This is a genomic window from Nonomuraea sp. NPDC051298 (assembly GCF_055586305.1).
In genome coordinates this window covers 31,067-53,674 of sequence record NZ_JBVJIM010000019.1, presented here as the reverse complement: position 1 = coordinate 53,674, position 22,608 = coordinate 31,067, and the positions used below count along the sequence as shown (strand labels likewise).

The window sequence follows — 22,608 nt, the reverse complement described above, 5'->3', positions numbered from 1 at the left end:
AAGTCGGCGGCGCGCGCGAGTGGTGGGGGAAGATCCCATTTGCGACTCGTACCGCCGCCGCGCACAAGCAACGACCCGCCCGACGAAGCCGTGCCCCAGGGGAGGGGCGCACGAGCGGGCTCGCGGGGGAAGAGGCCGCAGCGGCTGGCGGAGCGCGAGCGGGGAAACGGACGCACCCCGGACAACGGACGCAACCCGGAGAACGGGCGGGGCGTGGAGAACGGGCGAGGAAACGGACGCGACCCGGAGTACGGGCGCGGCGTGGAGAACGGGCGGGGTACGGAGAGCGGGCGGGGCGCGAGACGGACGAGCGACCGAGAACCGGGTAACGGGCGAGGGCTCGGCCGGGTGATCCGCTCGTCGTGCGGCGGTGCCGCCGGGGGCGGCGAGGACACCGTGGTCCGCCGGAGGCCCGGCGCTGGGCAGTCGGCTGGACGGCGGGGTCGTGCGACTGGAGAGAGCGACCGCGTGGCCGGGCGACGGGCTGGCGTGGCGGGGCGACGGGCTGGCGTGACCGGGCCGGGCGGCGTGGCCGGGCCGGATGGTGTGGCCGGGCGGAGCGGTGTGGTCGGGCGGGGCGGTGTGGTCGGTCGGGGCGGTGGCTCGGTCGGGAGGCGGGGTGCCGCGCCTGTGCGGTTGACCCGGCGTGGGCGGGTCGTGCTCGTGGTGGCCGTGGCGTTGTTGTCGCTGGGCGGGTTCTGGCTCGGCACGCGGGCGGCCGGGCACGCGGCGGTCCAGGTCGTGGTGACCGGGCACGCCGGGTTGCCGTGGGTCGAGGTCCACAAGGGGGACACGCTGTGGAAGATCGCCGACGCGCTGGCCGAGGGGGATGACGTCGGGGCTGTGGTGGAGGAGATCAAGCGGCTGAACGGGCTGCCCGACTCTCTCATCCGGCCGGGTGCCCGCCTGTACGTCCCGAAGGACACGGCCGCCTTGCGGTGACGGGCGAGGCCGCTTGCCGGTGACCGGCGCGCGGACATGGACGAGGAATCGCGGACGGCTGCTCGGAGACTGCGAGTGGTTTTCGGGATGGTTGGGGGCGGAGTCAGGGTTGAAATGAGGTAAGGGCCCAGGTCGGCGTGGGGGTCAGGGTTGGGACGGAGGTAGGTCCCGAGGCGGCGGCGACGATTGTCGGGATGCTGTACGGCGCGTCCGTTGGGCGGGGGGCGGCGTCTGGGAAAGGATCGGGCGGGCTTGGGGCGGCGCACGTCGCGCCTCGGCCGGAGAGGCGAGGCGCGGCCGTCAGGACGAGGCGGCGTGGCGGCGGTGCGGAGGCGGCGTGTGGGTTGTGGGCCCGGGGTCAGGAGGTCAGGTCTTGTGGGCGCAGAGGGCAGGTGTCGGAGGCGGTGACGGGCAGGTGTTGGATGACGGGCAGGTGTTGGAAGCGGTGACGGGCGGGCGTTGGGGGCGGGCGTTTGGTGGGGCGGAGAGGTGTGGCTGGCGGAGGAGAGGTGGTTGGTGTGGGGTTCGGTAGGGTTGTGAGGTTTGCTTACGAGTGAGCTTGTACGCAACAGATGTGACGCCTCACCTGCGGGAAGATCACCCGAGCCGGTCCGACACGCCCGAGGCTGGTGGGGAGGGTGGGCTGATCAGCGACTTCGGTCGGATGGGTGCGCTCAACTTGCGTTCATGGTCGCGCGCTTCTACCGTTGGACCACAACATCTAGTAGTTACACCGATGTAGTTCACCACACCTTGTGTTTCCGTGACCGCTCCATGGACAGCCGTGGAGTGTGCGCGAGCGTCCCGTCACGGTGGTTCCGGCGTGTGTGGTGGCCGCAGGTCTTGGAGGCGAAAGCGTGCACTGTCCGTTCTGTCGCCACCCTGACACCAGGGTCATCGACAGCCGCTCCACGGACGACGGCGCGGCGATCCGGCGTCGTCGCACCTGTCCCGAATGCGGGCGCAGGTTCACCACGCAGGAGACCGTTCTGCTCATGGTGAGCAAGCGGAGCGGAGTGACGGAGCCGTTCTCGCGGGACAAGGTCGTCGCGGGCGTGCGGCGGGCGTGTCAGGGCAGGCCGGTCAGCGAGGATTCGCTGGCGCAGCTCGGGCAGCGGGTGGAGGAGGCCATCAGGGCGAAGGGCGCGGCCGAGATCCCCTCCAACGAGGTGGGGCTGGCCATCCTCGGCCCGTTGCGAGACCTCGACGAGGTGGCCTATCTGCGGTTCGCATCGGTATATCGCGGTTTCGAGAGCCTGGCGGACTTCGAGGCCGAGATCTCACAGTTGAAGGCGAAGAAGGGGGAGTCATGACGGAGACGGCCAGCGGTTCAGTGGCGCGCGGGGGCAAGCGTCCGCGCAAGGGCCTGAAGATGAAGCGGATCTTCACCACGCCTGGCGTGCACCCGTATGACGAGATCCAGTGGGAGCGCCGCGACGTCGTCATGACGAACTGGCGTGACGGGTCGGTCAACTTTGAGCAGCGGGGCGTCGAGTTCCCCGAGTTCTGGTCGGTCAACGCGGCCAACATCGTGACGACGAAATACTTCCGCGGCGCCGTGGGCACGCCGCAGCGGGAGTGGAGCCTGAAGCAGCTCATCGACCGGGTCGTCGGCGTCTACACCAGGACCGGCATCGAGCACGGCTACTTCGCGACCGACGAGGACGCCGAGATCTTCGATCACGAGTTGAAGCACGCGCTGGCGCACCAGGTGTTCGCGTTCAACTCGCCGGTCTGGTTCAACGTGGGCACCCGGTCGCCCCAGCAGGTCAGCGCCTGTTTCATCCTCTCCGTGGACGACACGATGGAGTCGATCCTGGAGTGGTACAAGGAAGAGGGCGTGATCTTCAAGGGCGGCTCCGGGTCCGGTGTGAACCTGTCGAGGATCCGTTCGTCCAAGGAGTTGTTGTCGAGCGGCGGCACCGCGAGCGGGCCCGTGTCCTTCATGCGGGGCGCCGACGCGAGCGCGGGCACCATCAAGTCGGGCGGGGCGACCCGGCGGGCGGCCAAGATGGTCGTGCTCGACGTCGACCACCCCGACATCGAGGAGTTCATCGAGACCAAGGCGCGCGAGGAGGACAAGGTCCGCGCGCTGCGTGACGCCGGTTTCGACATGGACCTGGGCGGCAAGGACATCGTCAGCGTCCAGTACCAGAACGCCAACAACTCCGTACGCGTCTCCGAGGAGTTCATGCGCGCGGTGGAGAAGGGCGGCGACTTCGCGCTGCGGGCCCGCCTGACCGGCGAGGTCATCGAGAAGGTCGACGCGAAAGACCTCTTCCGCAAGATGGCCAAGGCGGCCTGGGAGTGCGCCGACCCCGGCCTCCAGTACGACGACACGATCAACGACTGGCACACCACGCCGGAGACGGGCCGCATCACGGCCAGCAACCCCTGCAGCGAGTACGTCCACCTCGACAACTCCTCCTGCAACCTGGCCAGCATCAACCTGCTGAAGTTCCTGAAGGACGACAACACCTTCAACGTGGCCGACTTCGTCAAGCTGACCGAGCTGATCATCACCGCGATGGACATCTCGATCACCTTCGCCGACTTCCCGACGGAGAAGATCGGCGAGACCACTCGGGCCTACCGGCAGCTCGGCATCGGCTACGCCAACCTGGGCGCGCTGCTCATGGCGACGGGCCACGCGTACGACTCCGACGGCGGCCGGGCCGTGGCCGGGGCGATCACGTCGCTGATGACCGGCGTGTCCTACCGGCGCAGCGCCGAGCTGGCCGGGGTCGTGGGCCCGTACGACGGGTATGCGAGGAATGCCGAGCCGCACAAGCGCGTCATGCGCAAGCACGCGGCGGCCAACGACGACCTGCGCACGATCGGCTCCATGGACGCCAAGATCCACGCCGAGGCGTCCCGCCAGTGGTCGGAGTGCCTGAAGCTGGGCGAGAAGAACGGCTACCGCAACGCGCAGGCCAGCCTCCTGGCCCCCACCGGCACGATCGGCCTCATGATGGACTGCGACACGACCGGCATCGAGCCGGACCTGGCGCTGGTCAAGTTCAAGAAGCTGGTCGGCGGCGGGTCCATGCAGATCGTCAACCAGACGATCCCGCGGGCGCTCAAGCAGCTCGGCTACCAGCAGGAGCAGATCGAGGCGACCGTCGAGTACATCGCCGAGCACGGCCACGTCGTCGACGCCCCCGGCCTGCGCCAGGAGCACTACGAGGTGTTCGACTGCGCGATGGGTGAGCGGGCGATCGCGCCGATGGGGCACGTCCGGATGATGGCGGCCACGCAGGCGTTCCTGTCCGGCGCGATCTCCAAGACCGTCAACCTGCCCGAGTCGGCCACGATCGACGACATCGAGCAGGTCTACCTCGAAGGCTGGCGGCTCGGCCTCAAGGCGCTGGCGGTCTACCGCGACAACTGCAAGGTGGGCCAGCCGCTGTCGGTGGGCGACGGCTCCAAGAAGCAGGAGCCCAAGGAGTCCGCGGAGCCCGAGGTCAAGGTCATCGAGGTCAACCGGCCGACCCGGCGGCGCATGCCCAACCAGCGGCCGAGCATGACCACCCGCTTCACGGTGGGCGGCGCCAAGGGCTACATGACCGCTTCGTCCTACCCCGACGACGGGCTGGGCGAGGTCTTCCTCAAGATGTCCAAGCAGGGCTCGACGCTGGCGGGCGTCATGGACGCCTTCTCGGTGGCGATCTCCATCGGGCTCCAGTACGGGGTGCCGCTGGAGACGTACATGAGCAAGTTCGTCAACATGCGGTTCGAGCCGGCCGGGATGACCGACGACCCGGACATCCGGATGGCCACCTCGGTTATGGACTACATCTTCCGCCGCCTGGCCCTCGACCACCTGCCCTATGACGAGCGGGCGGCGCTGGGCATCTTCTCGGCGGCCGAGCGGGCGGCGCAGCAGCGCGGCGAGGACCCGGCGGCCCTGCAGGAGACGGTGGACCGCGAGGCGCTGGCGCAGTCGGCCCCCATCGAACCCGCCGCCCGGCCGACGGCGGAGGTGCTGCCGGCCGCCAAGGAGGTGACGCTGGAGAGCCACCAGCGTTTCACGGCAGACGCGCCGCTCTGCATGACGTGCGGCACGAAGATGCGTCCCGCCGGTAGCTGCTACGTCTGCGAGGGCTGCGGCTCGACCAGCGGGTGTAGCTGATCCTGGGCTCCAGGCAGATGTGAACTGCCTGGTCGGCAACGGGGCGTCGGTGACATACCGACGCCCCGTCGGCAACTCTGGGTGCCAGTCGTTGCGCTTGATGCGACTGTGCGGTCGGCCGTGCGGTTGAATGACCAGTACGCGACGTACCTAGGTGGTGTCGTGGAGGTGCGTCCCGCTGAGGGGTTCGTCATGACCGCTGTTCACATCGACAGCTTTACGGAAGCTCGTGCACATCTCCAGGCGCTTTTGGACGCGGCCGAGAAAGGTCGCGTGGCAACGGTGCGTCGTGAGTCAGCCGTGACGGCCATCGTGGATGTTGAAAGACTCCGGCACCACCTCGCGATGGTCACTCCTTCTCGAGCACAGGTGCTTCCTGAAGCCGGCGGCTGGTCGGTCTTCATTCCGGGGCTTCCTGTCGCCGCGGACGGTGCGACCTTCGACCAAGCCATTGCGGAGATGATCGAGGGGCTCCGTGAGTACGCGGAGGATTGGCAGGGCCGTCTGCTCGACGCGCCGAACCACCGTGAGAACTGGGGGCTTGTCCAGTTGATCAGCCTCAGTGATGACGAGCGACTGCGCGAATGGCTGGTGGGGAAGGGCCGGTGAGCTGGCCCTAGGTTACCCGTGAGTATCACGACCGGTTCTGTCGGGTCGAGGGCCGGCGTCTGGTGCGGAACGTTCGGGGAGGCTGGCAGACGTTCGCGTCGCCGTACTACGTGCTGAAGGAGGCCGGCGTCGAGGTGGTCGTCGCATCACCACTTGGTGCGACCCGCCGGTCGATCCTCTGAGTTTCGGCACGGGCGTCGAGACGGTGGCTCTGCGGAGGCTGAACGAGGACGTCGAGGCGCGAGCGCCGCTGCGTGCGTCGGTTGCCCCTGCGGGACAGCGGCAACGACTGACCACGACGGCCTCTTTTTCGCCGGTGGCCATGGCGCGATGTGGGACTTCCCCGATGAGCCCGTGATCGGTGGGCTCACCGCCGCGGCGCTGAACGCGGGCAAGCCCGTGGAACTGCCCGGCGGTGATCCCCTGCATCAGCAGCGTGGCGGCCAGGAACCCGGTGGTCGCCTTCATCAGGCCGAAGAACCGGGGACGCACGGGCCGCTTCGCATGAGCATGAGCGGAGGAGAAGAGCTTGGTCTGCCTTGAGCTGGGATCACTCTCCTTGGTGGTCGGGCGCCGGGTGGGTGCGGTGCCGGCGCTCGGCGGCGAAGGCGCTCTCTGGAGATCGTGGCTGACCAAGCGCTAGGGTGACGTCGTGATCAACAAGCCACCAGGGCGGGGCTACCACGCTGCTGTCGTGATCACCGCCCTCGTGGTCGCATGGTGGGTGAGCGTGCCCTTCAGCTATGCCGAATCCGGCGTGATAGTGATCTTCGCTCTCGTGCCGCTGGTGTTGTACTGGGCCGTCCGCCTCATCGTGGCGTTGATGCACGACGCCACCGCAGTACGGCGCCGTTTCCCCGGCTGGCTCGCGTTACCGTTGATCGTCTTGGTGCTGTGGTCTGCCGTCGACGCCGACCTGCCCTTCAAGGCGCGCTTCGCCCTCTCCCGGTCCAGCATGGAGGGCTTCGCCCAGGACGTCCTGCGCGGCGGCGCGCGAGACCTTCCTGTCTGTGCGTGGACAGGGCTCTTCCCGGTATGCGGCCACGTTCTCGCAGAGGAGAGCCGGCTCACCGGCGTCGAATTGCAGATCAGCGACTGGCCTGTCGCGGGTTCGCGCTGCTTCGTGTGGGCTGTTCGCGGTCAACCGCGCGCCGACGACCACGAATACGGGCTCAGGCATCTGACCGGCCCCTGGTGGGGTTGCCGAGGGTGGGACGGCTGGTGATCAACCATCGGTCTCGACCGTCTCTGATCGTGCCGGATTGACGAGCGACCGAACTGCAACTAGCCTCGTTGCAGTTCGGTCGGTGTCGCGGCGGAGTCCGAAGGGGTGAGGGTGAGTCTCAGCAGCAGGAGTGCGGTCGCGATTCACGCGCTCACGATGTTGGCGCGCCCGGGCGACCGCACGCTGACCTCCGCGGAGATCGCGGACAGCCTGGCGAGCAATCCGGTCCTCGTACGGCGCATCCTCGCCAGTCTGCGGGACGCCGGCCTGGTGTGGTCCACCGAGGGGCGTGGTGGCGGCTGGTCCCTTGCCCGCGCCCCACGCGAGATCTCCCTCTACGACGCCTACGCCGCGGTCGAGGAGGGGCCGATCCTGTCGCGGCACGCCCATCCGCCCAGCGAGGAGTGCGCGGTCGGGCGCCACATGCAGGGCCTGCTCGAGGTGGAGTTCCGGGACGCCGAACGGGCCATGGAAGAGCGGCTCGGCCGGACGACCATCGCCCACCTGCTCCGGCAGGTGCTGGACAGGGAGCGCGAACTCGCGGCCCAGAATCGTTAGCTGAGCAGTGGCGGAGGCAGGTCCTCCGCCGTTCTCTTTGCCCTAACTGTAACTACGACAGTGGCAGTAACTGCCGTACGGAGGACGCCTGGAATGACACTCACATCGACGACAACCGAGCGAACCGGCTCCGGGCCGGCCCTGCTGGCAGTGCTCATGCCGGCGATGCTCATCACGGTCATCGCCAGTGACATGGTCAATCTCGTACTCCCGTCGATCGGAGCACAGTTCGGGGCTTCGGACGCGGAACTCGCGTGGGTCGTCACCGGTTTCCTGCTGATGTTCTCGGTCGGGATCCCCTTTTTCGGCCGCATCTCCGACCGGGTGAGCCTGCGGCGGCTGTTCGGTTTCGCGCTGCTGACCTACGCCGCCGGGAGCCTGATCTGCGCGCTCTCCCCCGATCTGCTCGTGCTCGTGTTCGGGCGGATCGTGATGGGGATAGGCGCGGCCGCGATACCCGTGCTCTCGATCATCGCCGTCACCAGGTTGATGCCGGAGGACAAGCGGGGGATGGGGATCGGCGTCCTCTCCGCGGCCTCGGGTATCGGCACCGCCGCCGGACCGGCCGTCGGTGGCGGGATCGGCGAGTTCCTCGGCTGGCCCGCGCTGTTCTGGCTCATGCTGGTGGTCGCGCTGGTGCTGCTTCCCGCGGCGTTGCGCGTGCTACCGGACCAGGCCCCGGCGGGTGCGAGCCGGTTCGATCTTCTCGGCGGCATCTTCCTGGGCCTGGGCGCCGGGCTGGTGCTGTTCGGCATCACTCAGGCGCAGGTCGCCGGCCTGACCGCGCCCTCCTCCTGGGTCAGCCTCGTGGTGGCGGCCGTGGCGATCGCGCTCTTCGCTTGGCGTACCGTCCGCGTCGCGCAGCCGTTCGTGCCGCCCGCGTTGTTCACCAACCGGGTCTACCGGGCCGCGGTCGTCGTCGCGTTCCTGGCCATGATCGTCAACCTCGGCGGCCTGGTGCTCGTCCCGCTGCTGCTGGTTGACGTCAACGGTCTCGGCCCGGGGGCCGGGGCCCTGGTCATGATCCCGGCCGGGGTCGCCGTCGCCGTCGTTTCGCCGTTGATCGGCCGTCTCGCCGACCGCAGCGGCACCCGGCCCCTGGTGCTGACGGGCCTCGCCGCCATGGGACTGTTCGCCCTGATCTTGTCGACCTTCACGGGGGGCACGTCGGTGATCCCCGCGGGGGTCGGGATTTTCGGGCTCAGCGTCGGGTTCATCTTCGTGATGACCCCGGTCATCAGCGCCGCGGCCGGCGCGTTGCCGCCCGACCAGGTCGGCGTCGGCCTCGGGATCCTGCAAGGTGCCCAGTTCCTCGGCGCGGGCACCGGCCCGGCCCTGTTCGGTGTGCTGGTAACCGCAGGACAGCAAGGCGGCAGCGGCGCCATCAACCCTCTCTACCCCGGTCACGAAGGCGCCGCCTTCTCCGATGCCTTCCTGGCCATGGTCGTGGTCATCGTCCCGGCGTTGATCGTGGCGTACCGGATGCGCCCCGCCGCGGCTCCAGCTCCGAACAGGTCGTGAGAGATCGGGTCGAAACCGTGGGGTCAGGAGCCGAGTACGTCGCGCAGGACGTCGGGCTTGTTGGTGATGATGCCGTCCACCCCGTATCCGACCATGCGGCGCATGGTGTCCGGGTTGTCGACGGTCCAGGTGAGGACGTCCAGGCCCAGGGAGTGGACCCGGCGTACGTAGGAGGCCGTGAGTGTGGCGTACGGCGGGTTGATCTGGTCGGCGAACCGGGCCAGCCCCGGCAGCTCGGCGCTCGAAGGCGTGCCCAGCAGCCCGATCGGCACGTCGGGCAGCAACCGTCCGAACCTGCGCATCGAGTCCCAGTCGAACGACTGCACCACCACCTTGCCGGAGGCCGGCCAGGAGGAGTGGTCGCGCAGCTCGGCGGCGATGCGGGCCTCGATGCCGGGGTAGCGCTCCGGCGCCTTGACCTCCAGCAGCAGGCCCAGTCCTGAGCCGCTCATCGCGCGCAGCGCTTCGCCCAGGGTGGGGACGCGCTCGCCGTCGTACTTGTCGGACAGCCACGAACCGGCGTCCAGTTTGCGGATCTGGGCGAGGGTGAGGTCGTCGACGTTCCAGGGGGCGAGGCCGGGGAAGACGTGTTCGACGTCGGTGGTACGGGTGAGCGTCGTGTCGTGCATCAGGACCAGCTCGTGGTCCTTGGTCTCCTGGACGTCCAGCTCGAACAGGTCGGCGCCCTGCCGGGCGGCCAGTTCGAAGGCGGCGATCGTGTTCTCGGGGGCGTAGGCGGAGGCGCCCCGGTGGGCGACGTTGACGACCGCCGCGGCGGCGTTGGTGGCTTCGGCGGGGGTCGAGGCGAGGGGGAGGACGAGGGAGGTCGCGATGAGGACGGCGAGTCGCCTGAACATGGATCTCCTCTGATGGGGAGAGACACAACGACGACTCGACGGTGACAAGACCGCATGACTTGGAGTTGAGAGCAGAGTAGCCCGCCGGTGCCTGGCGGATGAGCATTCGACACGCGGGATTCACGGGGGCGGCGGCGGTGACGCCGGGGGCGTGCGTGCGCGAGGGTGGGCCGGGGCGGGTGGCGTCCGTGGTCCCGCCCCGGTGTCGAAGGTCAGCGGAGGCCGGCGTCCAGGGCGGTGGTCAGGGCGCCGGTGTCACCGGACATCTCCCAGATCATCGCGCCGAGCAGCCCCTTGCTCCGCAGCCAGGCCGTCTTCTTGCCGATCGACCAGGCGTCGTCGAACGTCCACCACTGCCCGCCGTTCCCGGTGTAGCAGTACGTGGCCACCGCCACTTCGTCGTGCCGGATCGTGCAGCCCGGCACCATGGCCAGCAGGTTGCTGTAGCCCCGCGTGCCCGCCTCCTCCTGGAACTGGCCGGGCGCGGCGCCGTTGGCCTGCTGCCACTCGCCGTACTTGCCGCCGTCGGTGACCTGTTGCCAGCCGCGGCCGTAGTACGCCAGGCCGATGGTGATCTTGCGGGGGTTCACCCCGGCCTGGAGGTAGACGTCCACGGCCTTCTCGACGCTGAAGTCCGGGTTGTACGGGCTGTCGCTGTCGAGATAGAGGTTGCCCTGGTGGCCGGTACGGTTCGGCTCCCAGGAGTTGTCGCTGCCCGCGCCGTGGAAGTCGTACCCCTGGACGTTGAAGATGTCCAGGTGCTTGGCGACCTCGGGCAGGTCCCAGCCGGCGGCGATCTTGGCGGGGTCGGCCGGGGTGAAGGCCGTGAGCTGGTACCTCTTGCCCGTCGTGGTCGTCAGCGCGTCGAGCTGGCGGCGGAACTCGGCGATGAGCAGCGTGTTGTTGGCCTTGTCGGCCGGGCTGACGTGGTTGCCCGGGTGCCCTTCTGCGCCCGGCCACTCCCAGTCGAGGTCGATGCCGTCGAAGACGCCCGCCGCCGTGCCGGGGCCGCCCGCGCCGTTGTACTCGGGCAGGTTGCCCTTGATGTAGATGTCGATGCACGACGAGACGAACTTCTTGCGGGCCGCGTCGGTGGCGGCCACGTCGGAGAAGTACTTGGAGTAGGTCCAGCCGCCCAGCGAGATCAGCACCTTCAGGTGCGGGTGCTTGGCCTTGAGCTTCTTGATCTGGTTGAAGTTGCCGCGCAGCTTCTCCCAGCCGGTGTCGGCCACGCCGTCCACCGACTGGGCGGCGCTGAACGGCCGTCCGTAGTCGGCCTCGGCGTCGCCCGCCCCGTCGCCCTGGTTCGGGTCCTGGGGGTTGGTGGTGGTGCCCTTGGTGACGCCTTGGAGACAGGTCAGGTTCTGCGGGTCGATGTTGGCGAAGGCGTAGTTGATGTGCGTGAGCTTGGCCGCCGCGCCGGTGGTGTCGAGGTTGCGGACGAAGTACTGGCGGCCGTAGATGCCCCACTGCACGAAGTATCCGACGCGGGCGTAGCCGTTCTCGACGATGTCCGCGGTGGTCGCCCGCACCACGGCGCCGGCGGGGGAGACGTTGTCGTACAGGTCGCGGGCCTTGACGGTGAACGCGTACTCGGTCGAGGGGGACAGTCCGGAGACGACCGCCGTGGTGCCGGTGACGGTCGCGGCCACCGAGGAGCCGATGTAGACGTCGTAGCTGGCGATGCCGGAGTTGTCGGTTGAGGCGGACCACGCCAGCGTGACGCTGGACGACGTCCTCGCCGTGCTGCGCAGATCGCCGGGTGCGGTGGGCGGCTGCGTGTCGTCGGCCGGGTTGCGGGTGGTCACCTTCAGTGCCGAGGACGCGGGCGACGTCGTGCCCTTGCGGTCCTTGGCCTTGACGGTGAACGTGTACTCGGTCGAGGGCGTCAGCCCGGACACCGTGGCCGAGGTCCCGGTCACCGAGGTGGCGAGCGAGGTGCCGTTGTAGACGTCGTACCCGGTGATCGGGAGACTGCCCGGCACGGAGGCGTCCCAGGCGAGCGAGACGGTCTTCGTGGTGTGGGCGGGCGAGCGCAGGTTGCCCGGCGCGGCCGGCGGCGCGTCGGGGGAGCCGTCGCAGTTCACGTCGTTGATCCGGCAGCTCGTCGGCTCGGCGTTGGCGGTGCTGAGCGTGAACGCCGGGCTGTACGGCTCGGTGGTCCCGCCCGCGTTCACGGTGGTGTTGTAGTGGGCGGGGGTGAGGGTCACGGTGCGCCCGCTCTGGCTGAGCGAACCGTTCTGGGCGTTGCTCGCGGTGACCCCGGCGGGCAGGTCGAAGACGATCGTCCAGCCGTTGAGCGGGGCGGTGCCGTTGTTGGCCACGACGAACTTGGCCGAGGTGCCGTTCACGTCGTAGGTGGCGCTCACCGGCGGCTTGGCGGGCGGGTCGCCGCCGCTGCCGTCGCAGTTCGCGCCGTCGATCAGGCAGCTCACGGGCTGCACGGCGGCGCTGAGCGTGACCTTCGGGCTGTACGGCTCGGTGGTCCTGCCCGGTTGGAGGGTGTTGATGTAGAAGGCGGGGGTGAGGGTCACCCTGGTGCCGTTCTGCCGGATGGTGGCGTTCTGCGGGCTGGACGCCGTGACTCCGGCGGGCAACTCGAAGACGATCGACCAGCCGGTCACGGCGGTCGTACCCGGGTTGCTCACCACGAACGTGCCCGTGGTCCCGGACAGTGAGAACGTGGCGACGAGGCGGCTCGCGGCCTGCGCGGGCAGCCCGCACAGCGCGACGATCACGAGAACGGCGATCAGGGGGGTGGCTAATCGGCGCACGTCGGACCTTTCTTTAAAGAAAGTTTCCTAACAATTACGCGGATCGTAAGCCGCTGCCGGGCAACTTGCAAGGGCGCCTTCGCCGAAGCCCCTGGCGCAGATCCGGTGGTGATCGCGACCGGTGGCGCGCTACGCGGAGGCGACGGGCAGGGCGCTCCCGTACAGCCGTGACACCCTGAGCCTGATCACCAGCCGCCGGTCGGTCACCGCCCGGCGCAGGAACGTCTCCTCGTCGGCGACCGGCCCGAGGTGCGCCAGCAACTCCCTGCCCACCTCGTCGCCCGGCTCGTCGCTCACCGGCGACAGCTCCGCCTCGCCCTCGGCCACCACGTACGACGAGAAGTCGTCGCTGGCCGCATAGAGCGCGCAGCGCGGGTCCTGGTGCAACTGGCGCACCTTGGGCCGGTCGGCGACGGTCGAGATCCGAACGACGCGCCGTCGCGGATCCCAGGTGTAGGCGACGGTGGACAGGTGCGGCCGGCCACCGGCGGTCATGGTCGCCAGCGCGCCGAACCGCTGCCCGGCCAGCAGGTCCGACAGTTCCTCGTCGCGCAGCGAGAGCGGGCTCACGCCCAGGTCGCTGGTGTCCGGCATTGACTGACCTTCACATGGATGAGCCCGGGTAGAGAGTCCTCACCCTAGCCCACCGATAAGTTACGAGTCATGAATGTTGCCATTACCAGTGGATATGTCGTGCCGGTAGACGGCGACCCCATCGACGGCGGAACCGTACTCGTCCAGGACGGGAAGATCACCGCGGTCGGCCGGGACGTGGCCGTGCCCGAGGGCATCCCGGTCGTGGACGCCGCGGGCGCCTGGGTGCTGCCCGGCTTCGTGGAGGCCCACGGCCACCTCGGCGTGCACGAGGAGGCCGAGGGCTGGGCGGGCCAGGACACCAACGAGATGACCGACCCCAACGGCGCCCGCCTGCGCGCGCTCGACGCCATCAACCCGGCGGACCTGGCCTTCGGCGACGCGTTGTCCGGCGGCGTCACGACCGCTGTGATCAAGCCCGGCTCCGGCAACCCGATCGGCGGTCAGACGGTCGCGGTCAAGTGCTGGGGCAGGTCCGTGGACGAGATGCTGATCAAGGAGCCGGTGAGCGTCAAGAGCGCGCTCGGCGAGAACCCCAAGCGCGTGTACGGCGACCAGAAGAAGCTGCCCTCCACCCGGCAGGGCGTCGCCGCCGTGATCCGCGACGCGTTCATGAAGGCCCAGGACTACCGGGCCAAGCGGGACGCCGCCGCGGCCGAGGACAAGCCGTTCGACCGTGACGGGACGCTGGAGGTGCTGGTCCGCGTGCTGGACGGCGAGCTGCCGTGGTGCCAGCACACCCACCGCGCCGACGACATCGCGACCGCGCTCAGGCTGGCCGGCGAGTTCGGCTACCGCCTCGTGATCAACCACGGCACGGAGGGCCACCTGCTGGCCGACACCCTGGCCGAGCGGAACGTGCCGGTCATCATCGGCCCGCTGTTCACCAGCCGGTCGAAGGTCGAGCTGCGCGAGCGCTCGCTGCGCAACCCCGGCATCCTGGACCGCGCGGGCGTCGAGCTGGCCATCACCACCGACCACCCCGTCGTGCCCATCCACTTCCTCGTCCACCAGGCCACGCTGGCGGTCAAGGAGGGCCTCGACCCGGCCGCCGCGCTGCGCTCGATCACCGTGAACCCCGCCCGCATCATGGGTCTCGACGACCGGGTGGGCGCGCTGCGGTCCGGGCTCGACGGTGACGTGGTCATCTGGTCCGGCGACCCGCTGGACGTCATGAGCCGGGCGCTGAGGGTGTTCATTTCCGGCCGGGAGGTGTATTCGTACACGGACGGTGAATCCGTGGTGGCGGATCCTTACTACCGCGAATCAAGTGAGCGTTAAGCGCCCGTAGATGCGCCGGGCACATAGTGGGCCGAGCCGACGGGAAGAGAGGGCACCACGATGACAGCTCCACTGCTCGCCCAGCGTCCCAGCAAGGCTCTGCTGATCGGGCTGGTGGTCTCCGGCGTTCTCGCGATGGTCGTGCTGGCCGTCATGTTGTACAGCGGTGGTCCTGTCGGCTTCGGCCTGTCCGCGCTGCTGGCCGTGGCGCCCCTTCCCGTGCTGCTCGCGGCCGTGCTCTCGCTCGACAGGATCGAGCCCGAGCCGAAGCTCAACCTGGTCTTCGCCTTCGTGTGGGGCGCGGGGGTGGCGATCGTGGCGGGCATCGCGCTGACGCTGGCCGGCCAGCAGTTCTTCACCAGGGTCGGGTACGGCCCCGCGACCGTCGAGGACATCGGCGTCATCGTGCTCGCCCCGGTGGTCGAGGAGGCGTTCAAGGGCCTGGCCCTGCTGCTGCTCCTGCGCAGGCGCACGGAGATCGACGGCCTGACCGACGGCATCGTGTACGCCTCCATGGCCGGTCTCGGCTTCGCCGCCGTGGAGAACGTCGGCTACTACCTGCTGGCGTTCGGCGAGGAGGGCGCCGGGGCGGCGGTGCAGCTCTTCGTGGTGCGCGGGCTGATCGACCCGCTCGGGCACCCGATCTACACCTCCATGATCGGCCTCGGCGTCGCCTACGCGCTCACCCGCCGCACGGCGGGCAGGTACGCCGCGATCCCGCTCGGCTACCTGGGCGCGGTCTTCCTGCACGGCCTCTGGAACGGGGCCGCGAGCACCGGCTCGCTCTCCTGGCTCGGCGGCGCGTACCTGGTGATCATGGCGGCGCTGGTCGGGCTCATCGTCGTGACCGTGGCCGAGCGCCGCCACCTGGTCGCCAGGATGGCCTTCTACCTGCCCGCCTACCAGGAGACCGGGCTGGTCACCGACGCCGACGTACGGATGCTCACCACGCTGCCCGCGCGCAAGACGGCCAGGAAGTGGGCCAGGGGGGCCGGGCTCGGCCGGGCCATGAGCGACTACCAGCAGGCGGCCACCGAGCTGACCATGCTGCACCTGCGGGCGGAGCGACAGGGCATGGACCCGGGCAGGTTCGCGCTGGAACGCGATGCGTACCTGGGGGTGATGGCCGAGGCCCGCCGCTGGTGACGCGAGCGTACGGGGGCGTCGGAGGCACGGCGGTCAGGAACGGACCAGCAGCACGGCGAGCGCCGTCCCGCCCGTGAGCACCACGCAGCCCGCCACCGCGACCGTCGTCCCCGGCACGATCCCGAGCCCTCCGACGACCGCCGCGATCCCGGCCGCGCCCAGCGAGGAGCCGATGTACCTGGCGGTGTTGTTGGCCCCCGAGCCCATGCTCACCCGGTGCGCGGGCACGCTCTCGATGGCCAGGTGGGTGATCGAGGAGTTGATCAGCCCTGAGCCCACCCCGCTGACCGCCAGCCCGCCGAGCACCAGCGGCAGCGCCAGCGACGCGCCCACGCCGAGCAGCCCGGCGAACCCGGCCGCGCTCAGCCCGAGGCCGAGGGCCAGCCGTCCGGCCGCGCCGAGGCGTACGTGGCGGGTCAGCAGCGAGGCCAGGAACGACAGCCCCGACCAGAGGGCGAACAGCAGCGCGGTCTCCATGGGGGTCAGCCCGTGGGCCTCCTGGAGCACGGTCGGCAGGTAGCTGAGCAGCCCCACCACCGCGGCCCCGACGACCAGCGCGCCGCCGGTCGCCACCAGGAACGCCGGCCGCCCGAACAGCTCCAGATCCAGCAGCGGCTCAGGCCGCCGCCGCTCCACGGCCACGAACGCCGCCACCAGCACCACGGCCAGCGCGAACGCCCAGAGCACGACCGGCCTCGACCATCCGGCCCGCCCTTCCGTCACCCCCGCGACCAGCGCCGCCACGCCCAGGGTGAGCAGCACCACGCCCGGCACGTCGAACCGGCGCGGCCGCTCCGCACGCGACTCCTCCAGCATCAGGGCAGACAGGACCGCCAGCGCCAGCCCGCTGGCCGCCATCAGCCAGTACACCGCCCGCCAGTCCGCCACCGTCGCCAGCACCCCGGAGACGAGGGGCCCCACGGCCGTGCCCAGCCCGATCATCGCCCCGTACCGGCCGGCGGCCCGCACCCGCTCCGTCCCCGTCGGGTAGGCGTGTCCCACGATGCCCAGGCTGGCGGCCAGCACCGCCGCGCTCGCCCCGCCCTGTACCAGCCTGGCCAGCACGAACACCGGCAGGTTCGGGCTGAGGGCGGCCACCGCGGCGGCCGCCCCGAGCACGCCCAGGCCCGTCACCAGCACCCGCCGGCGGCCGTGGTCGTCGGCCAGTCCGCCGGCGACCAGCAGCAGCGAGGACAACCCGAGCGCGATCGAGCCCAGGATCCACACCGGGCCCGTGGGCCCCGCCTCCAGCGAGCGCGCCGTGTCCCGCAGCGTGACCATCGGCAGCGTGAAATTCGTCAGGACGAGCAGCGGCGCCGACGCCGCCACGGCCAGCGTGCCCGACCGGGTCGGCGCAGTCAGTTCGGTCATTGAACTCATGAGAGCGCACGCTAGCACGGTTCGGTGAATGAACTAATATGGGCCCATGGCGCTCGGCAAGAACTACGACGGCCAGGACTGTGCGCTGGCCAGTGCCCTGGAGGTGATCGGCGAGCGCTGGACGCTGCTCGTCATCCGCGACGCCATGTACGGCGTGCGCCGCTTCGGCGACTTCCAGGCCCACCTCGACATCCCGAAGGCGGTGTTGTCCCAGCGGCTGTCCGCGCTGGTCGCGGCGGGCCTCCTCGAACGGCGCCGCTACCAGGAGTCCCCGCCCCGCGACGAGTACGTGCTCACCTCCGTCGGGCGCGAGCTGTGGCTCCCCGTGCTGGCGCTGGCCCAGTGGGGCGAGCGGCACCTGTCCGAGCGCGGCGCCCGGCGCCAGTTCCACCACCTGGCCTGCGGCAGCCGCCTCGACCGGGCCGCGGTCTGCCCGGCCTGCCGCAGGGAAGTCCCTCTCGACGAGGTCGAGGTGCGCCCGGGGCCGGGCCTGCGCGGTGACACCCGGCAGGACCAGGTGAGTCTCGCCCTTCGGACGCCGCACCGGATGCTGGCCCCGATACCTGACAAAATGGGGTAATACCCCGAAGGGAGATCACATGGGCTGGGCAGAGATCGGGTCGGAGGCGGAACTGCGCGAGCTGCTCGGCGAGGTCGCGCCGCGGGCGGCCGCCAAGGAGCGGGCCCGACTGCACGAGCGTGACCTGGAGTGGCTGGCGGCCTCCCCCTTCTGCCTGATCGCGACCTCCGACGAGGCGGGCAACTGTGACGTCTCGCCGAAGGGCGACCCGGCCGGTTTCGTCCACGTCATCGACGACGCCACGATCGCGATCCCGGACCGCCCGGGCAACCGCCGGGCCGACGGGTTCCGCAACATCCTGAGGAATCCGCACGTGGGGTTGATCTTCCTGATCCCCGGCCGCAACGAGACGCTGCGGGTCAACGGCCGCGCCCGGCTCGTGCGCGAGGCCCCGTTCTTCGACGAGCTGATCGTCAAGGGGCACCGCCCGCACCTCGCCCTGGTGGTCGAGATCGAGCAGATCTTCTTCCACTGCGCCAAGGCGTTCCTGCGCTCCGCGCTGTGGAAGCCGGAGCAGTGGGGTCCCGACCGGCTGCCGTCGCACGCCAGGCTGGTCAAGGACGTACAGAAGGTCGACGAGTCGCTCGAAGAGCTGGAGAGCTACTATGGGGCGTCGTACGCCAAGCGCCTCTACGGCTGACGGTCCGGGGCCCTTGCCTGGGCCGGCGGGCTCAGGCGGCGGGAGTGGGGCCGCCGGGGAAGCGGATGACGTTGCGCCCGGAGTAGGCGCGCAGGTCGACCACTTTGGAGTCGGTGGCCGGCTTGCTCCGGCGGTCGGCCACGCAGATGTCGCGCACCTTGTGCCGGGCGACGGGTGACGGCACCGCCACTAGCCTCTTCATCGTGAGCCCCCCGTGATATTCCTGTTACCTATGTTATCTACAGATACCCCCGTAAGTTCGGTGTAAGGAGCAACTCAATAGGGAAGTCGTCGGCCCGACGGGGAACGCAGATCCAGCTCCACGAGCGGCCGGATGCGCCGCTTGGCCGCCGATTTCGTGACTCTGACGCGTTTCATGCTCTTCCCCCTTCCGGGCGCGTCCCTCTCCCGCTCCCGACGTGCGTCGCGGGTCGCCCGGCGCCGGCGTGGCGGGACGGTCCGGGTGCGGCGGCTCGGCGGAAGAGCCGGAGAAAGTCCGTCGGGGACGGGGACGGATGACGCGGGCTGTGCCTGCCGGAACCCCTCCTCCCTGGGTTCCTACCCCTGATCGGCCGGCGCAGTTGTCCCGCCGACGAACGATCCCGCCGACCGGCCCGCGCGGTCGTCCCGTCGATCAGCCGGCGCAGTTGTTCCACGACGTGCGTCCGCCCCACGCCTCGACGCGGCCCCGGGGGTCGCGGGTCCAGCCCGCGTACCTCACGCACTTCCACGCGCCGTCGATGTGGCCGGTCTCGGCGTAGTAGCGGTACTTCCGCGCGTCCTTGCTCTTCCCGCCGCCCTTCACCTCGATGGAGGCGCCGGTGAGCGTACGGGTGCCGGTGTAGGCGGTCTTGATCGCGGCCACGCAGTTCTTGCCGGTGCGCTTGTTGTACAACAGGTACACGTGCCCGAACACGGCTCCCTCGCGGGTCTTCATCGCCCGGTGGCCGTCGTCGACCCGGTCGAAGCCCTTGCCGCAGACCCGTTCGGGGGTGTACGCGGCCGAGGTGGCGTACGCGGCGGAGGGGACGGCGGCGATCCCGGCGGCAGCCAGGGCGGCCGCGATGATCGTACGGAGGAGCACGAGGGTTCCTTCTGCAGAGAATGAGGTAAGCACGATCTTTACTAAGATTTGACCGAAATTTCAAGGGGTGTAGGTAGATGCCGCTGATCGCGGTGTGTGCGGCGTGGGCCGTGTTCTGGGGGTCGTGGTCGGCCCTGCTGCCCGCCGTCAAGCTGGAGCTGGGCCTCTCGTCCGCGGATCTGGGGCTGGCGCTGAGCGCCGTGCCGGTGGGGGCGCTGCCCGCGATGGCGCTGACCGGGCGGCTGGCCCGCGGCCGCGAACGCGCCGCGCTGGCCGTGACCGTGGTCCTCTTCGCGGGCGGGGTGGCCGCCATCGTGCCGGTGTCCAACGGGTGGCAGCTCGCGCTGGCGCTGCTGGTGGTGGGCGCCGCCAGCGGCGCTCTGGACATCACCCTGAACCTGGCCACCGGCCGCGCGGAACGTGAGACGGGGCGCCGGCTCTTCCAGCAGGTGCACGCCGCCTTCCCGGTCACGGTCATCGCGGCGGCCCCGCTCACCGGCCTGGCCCGCTCGTACGGCCTCGACGTCGGCACCGTACTCGTGATCATCGCGCTGATCGTGGCCGCCTCGGCGCTGACCCTGCCGGCGTTGCGCCTGGGGAGCGGGCGGTCCGAGACTCCCGCCTCCGAGGGGCGGCGGCTGTGGGGCGCCGCGGTCGTCCTGGGCGTGCTGGCGGCCTGCGCGCTGGTCGTCGAGAACTCGGTCGAGCACTGGTCGGTCCTGCTGCTGGAGGAGCACAGGGGCGCGACGCCGCTGCTGGCCAGCCTCGCCCCGTCGGCGTACATGGCGGCGCTGACGGCGGGGCGGCTGGTGGTGCAGGCGCTGCCCCGCACCCCGCTCAGGGCGCTCTACCTGGTGGCCGGGGTCGGCGGCGGGGCCGGGATCGCGCTGGCCGGCCTGGGCGGGGGAGCGCTGGTGTCGCTGGCGGGGTTCGCGCTCACGGGGCTGGCGCTCGGGCCGCTGCTGCCCGCCGTGCTGAGCCGGGCGGCGGCCGACGACCCCAGCGGGACGATGGTGTGGGGGGTGTCGACGATCTCGTACACGGGGTTCGTGGTGAGCCCGCTGCTCGTGGCGGGGCTGAGCGGGTGGCTCGGCCTGCCCCTCGCCCTGGCCGCGCTGGGGCTGCTGGGCCTGCCGCTGGTGGCCCGCTTTGTGGTGGAACGAGCAAGATAGGGGGAATATGGGGGGTCATTGGGGAAAGGAGGCCATGGAACGGGGTATCCCTCCGGCGGACCGACTTGTAAGGGGGACCACCATGGCTGTCTGCGAGACCTGTGGCAACGAGTACGACATGGCGTTCGAGGTGCACGCGCAGGGGTCGGTGCACACGTTCGACTGCTTCCAGTGCGCGATCGAGGCGATGGCGCCCATCTGCGAGCACTGCGGCACCAAGGTCATCGGGCACGGCGTGCAGTCGGGCGAGCACTGGTACTGCTGCGCCCACTGCGCCCGCGAAGAGGGCACCGAGGGCCTCGTCGACCGCGTGATGGCCGGCACCTCCACCTGACCGGCCATCCCGCCGAGCCTCCGCGGCCGGGGTCGTCGACCCTCGGCTGCCCAGTCCCGTACGCCCTGCTTCGGCAGGCCGCTCAGTTCGTGAAGCCGATGTTCTCGTAGCGCAGGTCGTAGAACCCGCGCGCGCCCACGTTCGCCAGGCTCTGCCGCACGGCCACCATCTGCGGCCGCTGGTACAGCGGGAGCACGTTCACCTCCTGCCAGATCAGCTTGTCGGCCTCGTTCGTGGCCGCGCGGGCCCGCACCGGGTCGAGGCTCTGCGCGGCCCGGTTCATGGCCTCGTCGATGGCCGCCGACCCGGTACGCCCGAAGTTCGCGTTCCAGGTACGGCCGTCGGCCGCGTTCGCGTAGATCCCGTAACTGCTGGAGACCGGGAACGGCGTGCCGATGTAGGCGAACGGCGTGATGTCGAAGTTGCCGGGGATCACATATTTGGTGAAGAAGTCGTCGCTGGGCACGGCCTTGATGGTGAGCTTGACCCCGATCTGGGCGAGCATGCTCTGCGCCAGCTCGCCCTCCGACTTGCTGATCTGCACCCCCGACGGCACCACGAACCGCAGGTCGAGCGGCTTGCCGTGCTTCTGGCGGACGGCCCCGTTCAGCTTCCAGCCGGCCGCGTCGAGCAGTTGCCTCGCCCGGTCGGGGGCGTACACGCCGAGGTCGCCGGCGTTGTCCTGGTAGCCCTCCTGCGTGTTCATGAAGAAGTGGTTGTTGAGCAGCGCGATCGGCCAGTCGAGCCCCTGCAGGTCCGACTGGGCGATGGCCTGGCGGTTGATGCCGAGCTGGACGGCCTGCCGTACGGTGCGGTCCTTGAGCAGGTCGCTGGAGCCGTTGAAGGTGAAGTGCCGGAAGTCGGGCCCGGCCGCCTGCCGCACCTGCGCTCCCGAGGTGGCCCTGGCCCGCGCGTAGTCGGGCGCGGACGGCCCCACGTCGATGAGGTCGAGTTCGCCGTTGCTGAACGCGCTGATCAGCGAGTCCTGCTCCGACGCGCGGTAGATGATCCGGTCGAGCTTGGCGCGCTCGCCCCACCACGCGTCGTCACGCAGCAACGTGATCGTCTTGGCCGTCTGGTCGAACCCGCCGAACTTGAACGGCCCGGACGTCACCGGGATCTTGTTCAGCCACGCGTTGTTGAACGCCTCGGAGCTGCGGTTGGTGGCGGCCGGCAGCAGCGGCCCGAACAGCGCCTGCCAGTCGCCGAACGGCTTGGCGAACGTCACCACCACCTCGTGGTCGTCCTTGCCCCTGGCCACCTTCTCGATGTCCTGGTAGCCGGTGGAGGAGGCGATGCGGAAGGCGGGGTCGCGCCCGTTGAGCGCGTGCCACTGGGCCTGGTAGTCGGCCCACGTGATCGGCTTGCCGTCGGACCACCTGGCCTTCGGGTTCAGCGTGTACGTCACGACCTGCTTGGGCCGCTGGTCGGTCACCTCGGCGTCCACCACGTAGTTGTGGTCGACCGAGATCTCGGCCTTCTCGTTGGAGGTGAACGGCGAGGGCAGCAGCGCGTTGCTGATCACGGCGGCCATCGCCAGGTTGCCGTCGACGTGGTTCCTGTTCCACTGGGCGGGGAACTCGTTGATGCCCCAGCGCAGCGTCCCGCCGTCCTTGACCTTCTCGCGCGGCTGCGGGTTGATGTCGAAGGCCCTGATCGTACGCTCGTCCCCGGCGCTCTCCTGGCCCCCCGGGCCGCCTCCCCGTCCCTCTCCGCAGCCCGCCAGCAGCAGCGAGCCCGTCACGGCGACGGCCACGGCCACACGTGATGCTTTCATCG

At 70.0% G+C, this 22,608-nt stretch carries 21 protein-coding genes; 14 read left to right on the top strand and 7 right to left on the bottom strand.

Annotation, left to right across the window (positions count from 1 at the left end):
- Positions 1-630 precede the first annotated feature (630 nt).
- The 8 genes from ACZ6S0_RS38830 (at position 631) to ACZ6S0_RS38795 (ending at position 8,987) form a co-directional block, all read left to right on the top strand.
- A complete protein-coding gene (locus ACZ6S0_RS38830; RefSeq protein WP_465924328.1) occupies positions 631-942 on the top strand; it encodes a LysM peptidoglycan-binding domain-containing protein in 312 nt (103 codons plus the stop codon).
- A gap of 857 nt (positions 943-1,799) precedes the next feature.
- Positions 1,800-2,255 carry a transcriptional regulator NrdR gene (gene nrdR / locus ACZ6S0_RS38825; protein WP_465924327.1) on the top strand — a complete coding sequence of 152 codons (456 nt, stop codon included), beginning with the start codon at positions 1,800-1,802 and terminating at the stop codon, positions 2,253-2,255.
- A complete protein-coding gene (locus ACZ6S0_RS38820; protein ID WP_465924326.1) occupies positions 2,252-5,074 on the top strand; it encodes a vitamin B12-dependent ribonucleotide reductase in 2,823 nt (940 codons plus the stop codon). The genes nrdR and ACZ6S0_RS38820 overlap by 4 nt, the downstream gene beginning before the upstream one ends.
- Positions 5,075-5,266: 192 nt before the next feature.
- Positions 5,267-5,683, top strand: coding sequence for a prevent-host-death protein (locus tag ACZ6S0_RS38815; protein ID WP_465924325.1), 417 nt, complete (start codon positions 5,267-5,269; stop codon positions 5,681-5,683).
- Between the two features lie 330 nt (positions 5,684-6,013).
- A complete protein-coding gene (locus tag ACZ6S0_RS38810) occupies positions 6,014-6,226 on the top strand; it encodes a hypothetical protein (protein WP_465924324.1) in 213 nt (70 codons plus the stop codon).
- Positions 6,227-6,335: 109 nt separating this feature from the next.
- Entirely contained in the window at positions 6,336-6,908 is a 573-nt protein-coding gene (locus ACZ6S0_RS38805) for a hypothetical protein (protein WP_465924323.1), read from the top strand.
- A gap of 111 nt (positions 6,909-7,019) precedes the next feature.
- The gene (locus ACZ6S0_RS38800) at positions 7,020-7,466 is read left to right on the top strand and encodes an Rrf2 family transcriptional regulator (RefSeq protein WP_465924322.1); all 447 of its coding nucleotides are present in this window, start codon (positions 7,020-7,022) and stop codon (positions 7,464-7,466) included.
- Positions 7,467-7,559: 93 nt separating this feature from the next.
- Positions 7,560-8,987 (top strand): MFS transporter, encoded by a 1,428-nt coding sequence (locus ACZ6S0_RS38795; protein ID WP_465924321.1) that lies wholly within the window; start codon positions 7,560-7,562, stop codon positions 8,985-8,987.
- Between the two features lie 23 nt (positions 8,988-9,010).
- Here ACZ6S0_RS38795 and ACZ6S0_RS38790 read toward each other — a convergent pair whose 3' ends face one another.
- The 3 genes from ACZ6S0_RS38790 to ACZ6S0_RS38780 all read right to left on the bottom strand — a co-directional run bounded on the left by ACZ6S0_RS38790 (position 9,011) and on the right by ACZ6S0_RS38780 (position 13,212).
- Entirely contained in the window at positions 9,011-9,844 is an 834-nt protein-coding gene (locus ACZ6S0_RS38790) for a glycerophosphodiester phosphodiesterase (RefSeq protein ID WP_465924320.1), read from the bottom strand.
- 212 nt (positions 9,845-10,056) lie between these two features.
- Complete coding sequence (locus ACZ6S0_RS38785) at positions 10,057-12,618, bottom strand: glycosyl hydrolase family 18 protein (protein ID WP_465924319.1); 2,562 nt, start codon at positions 12,616-12,618, stop codon at positions 10,057-10,059.
- A 129-nt stretch (positions 12,619-12,747) separates the two neighbouring features.
- Positions 12,748-13,212 carry a TIGR03618 family F420-dependent PPOX class oxidoreductase gene (locus ACZ6S0_RS38780; RefSeq protein WP_465924318.1) on the bottom strand — a complete coding sequence of 155 codons (465 nt, stop codon included), beginning with the start codon at positions 13,210-13,212 and terminating at the stop codon, positions 12,748-12,750.
- A 69-nt stretch (positions 13,213-13,281) separates the two neighbouring features.
- Here ACZ6S0_RS38780 and ACZ6S0_RS38775 point away from each other — a divergent pair, with 69 nt between their 5' ends.
- Positions 13,282-14,493, top strand: a complete 1,212-nt coding sequence (locus tag ACZ6S0_RS38775; RefSeq protein WP_465924317.1) for an amidohydrolase — start codon at positions 13,282-13,284, stop codon at positions 14,491-14,493.
- Between the two features lie 60 nt (positions 14,494-14,553).
- Positions 14,554-15,639, top strand: coding sequence for a PrsW family intramembrane metalloprotease (locus ACZ6S0_RS38770; protein ID WP_465924316.1), 1,086 nt, complete (start codon positions 14,554-14,556; stop codon positions 15,637-15,639).
- Between the two features lie 33 nt (positions 15,640-15,672).
- Here ACZ6S0_RS38770 and ACZ6S0_RS38765 read toward each other — a convergent pair whose 3' ends face one another.
- A complete protein-coding gene (locus ACZ6S0_RS38765; RefSeq protein WP_465924315.1) occupies positions 15,673-17,010 on the bottom strand; it encodes an MFS transporter in 1,338 nt (445 codons plus the stop codon).
- Positions 17,011-17,065: 55 nt separating this feature from the next.
- Here ACZ6S0_RS38765 and ACZ6S0_RS38760 point away from each other — a divergent pair, with 55 nt between their 5' ends.
- On the top strand, positions 17,066-17,599 hold the full coding sequence (locus ACZ6S0_RS38760) for a winged helix-turn-helix transcriptional regulator (RefSeq protein WP_465924314.1): 534 nt from the start codon (positions 17,066-17,068) through the stop codon (positions 17,597-17,599).
- 19 nt (positions 17,600-17,618) lie between these two features.
- A complete protein-coding gene (locus tag ACZ6S0_RS38755) occupies positions 17,619-18,239 on the top strand; it encodes a pyridoxamine 5'-phosphate oxidase family protein (protein WP_465924313.1) in 621 nt (206 codons plus the stop codon).
- Between the two features lie 31 nt (positions 18,240-18,270).
- On the opposite strand, the gene ACZ6S0_RS38750 is transcribed toward ACZ6S0_RS38755, so the two are convergent.
- Together ACZ6S0_RS38750 and ACZ6S0_RS38745 are read right to left on the bottom strand one after the other, a co-directional pair.
- A complete protein-coding gene (locus ACZ6S0_RS38750) occupies positions 18,271-18,441 on the bottom strand; it encodes a hypothetical protein (protein WP_465924312.1) in 171 nt (56 codons plus the stop codon).
- Positions 18,442-18,873: 432 nt separating this feature from the next.
- Positions 18,874-19,323: a hypothetical protein gene (locus ACZ6S0_RS38745; RefSeq protein WP_465924311.1), complete on the bottom strand. Its 450-nt coding sequence runs from the start codon at positions 19,321-19,323 to the stop codon at positions 18,874-18,876.
- 77 nt (positions 19,324-19,400) lie between these two features.
- Here ACZ6S0_RS38745 and ACZ6S0_RS38740 point away from each other — a divergent pair, with 77 nt between their 5' ends.
- Both ACZ6S0_RS38740 and ACZ6S0_RS38735 read left to right on the top strand, forming a co-directional pair.
- The gene (locus ACZ6S0_RS38740; RefSeq protein WP_465924310.1) at positions 19,401-20,495 is read left to right on the top strand and encodes an MFS transporter; all 1,095 of its coding nucleotides are present in this window, start codon (positions 19,401-19,403) and stop codon (positions 20,493-20,495) included.
- Between the two features lie 82 nt (positions 20,496-20,577).
- The gene (locus tag ACZ6S0_RS38735) at positions 20,578-20,829 is read left to right on the top strand and encodes a hypothetical protein (RefSeq protein WP_465924309.1); all 252 of its coding nucleotides are present in this window, start codon (positions 20,578-20,580) and stop codon (positions 20,827-20,829) included.
- A gap of 82 nt (positions 20,830-20,911) precedes the next feature.
- Here the strand turns inward: ACZ6S0_RS38735 and ACZ6S0_RS38730 are convergent, their stop codons facing one another.
- Complete coding sequence (locus tag ACZ6S0_RS38730) at positions 20,912-22,606, bottom strand: ABC transporter family substrate-binding protein (RefSeq protein ID WP_465924308.1); 1,695 nt, start codon at positions 22,604-22,606, stop codon at positions 20,912-20,914.
- Between the last annotated feature and the right edge of the window lie 2 nt (positions 22,607-22,608).

What these genes read in the sequence shown, in the direction of transcription:
- ACZ6S0_RS38820 (WP_465924326.1), top strand. Translation starts at nt 2,252, where the DNA reads ATGACGGAGACGGCCAGCGGTTCAGTGGCGCGCGGGGGCAAGCGTCCG.
- ACZ6S0_RS38815 (WP_465924325.1), top strand. Translation starts at nt 5,267, where the DNA reads ATGACCGCTGTTCACATCGACAGCTTTACGGAAGCTCGTGCACATCTC.
- ACZ6S0_RS38810 (WP_465924324.1), top strand. Translation starts at nt 6,014, where the DNA reads ATGTGGGACTTCCCCGATGAGCCCGTGATCGGTGGGCTCACCGCCGCG.
- ACZ6S0_RS38795 (WP_465924321.1), top strand. Translation starts at nt 7,560, where the DNA reads ATGACACTCACATCGACGACAACCGAGCGAACCGGCTCCGGGCCGGCC.
- ACZ6S0_RS38790 (WP_465924320.1), bottom strand. Translation starts at nt 9,844, where the DNA reads ATGTTCAGGCGACTCGCCGTCCTCATCGCGACCTCCCTCGTCCTCCCC.
- ACZ6S0_RS38780 (WP_465924318.1), bottom strand. Translation starts at nt 13,212, where the DNA reads ATGCCGGACACCAGCGACCTGGGCGTGAGCCCGCTCTCGCTGCGCGAC.
- ACZ6S0_RS38775 (WP_465924317.1), top strand. Translation starts at nt 13,282, where the DNA reads ATGAATGTTGCCATTACCAGTGGATATGTCGTGCCGGTAGACGGCGAC.
- ACZ6S0_RS38770 (WP_465924316.1), top strand. Translation starts at nt 14,554, where the DNA reads ATGACAGCTCCACTGCTCGCCCAGCGTCCCAGCAAGGCTCTGCTGATC.
- ACZ6S0_RS38765 (WP_465924315.1), bottom strand. Translation starts at nt 17,010, where the DNA reads ATGACCGAACTGACTGCGCCGACCCGGTCGGGCACGCTGGCCGTGGCG.
- ACZ6S0_RS38760 (WP_465924314.1), top strand. Translation starts at nt 17,066, where the DNA reads ATGGCGCTCGGCAAGAACTACGACGGCCAGGACTGTGCGCTGGCCAGT.
- ACZ6S0_RS38755 (WP_465924313.1), top strand. Translation starts at nt 17,619, where the DNA reads ATGGGCTGGGCAGAGATCGGGTCGGAGGCGGAACTGCGCGAGCTGCTC.
- ACZ6S0_RS38750 (WP_465924312.1), bottom strand. Translation starts at nt 18,441, where the DNA reads ATGAAGAGGCTAGTGGCGGTGCCGTCACCCGTCGCCCGGCACAAGGTG.
- ACZ6S0_RS38740 (WP_465924310.1), top strand. Translation starts at nt 19,401, where the DNA reads ATGCCGCTGATCGCGGTGTGTGCGGCGTGGGCCGTGTTCTGGGGGTCG.
- ACZ6S0_RS38735 (WP_465924309.1), top strand. Translation starts at nt 20,578, where the DNA reads ATGGCTGTCTGCGAGACCTGTGGCAACGAGTACGACATGGCGTTCGAG.
- ACZ6S0_RS38730 (WP_465924308.1), bottom strand. Translation starts at nt 22,606, where the DNA reads ATGAAAGCATCACGTGTGGCCGTGGCCGTCGCCGTGACGGGCTCGCTG.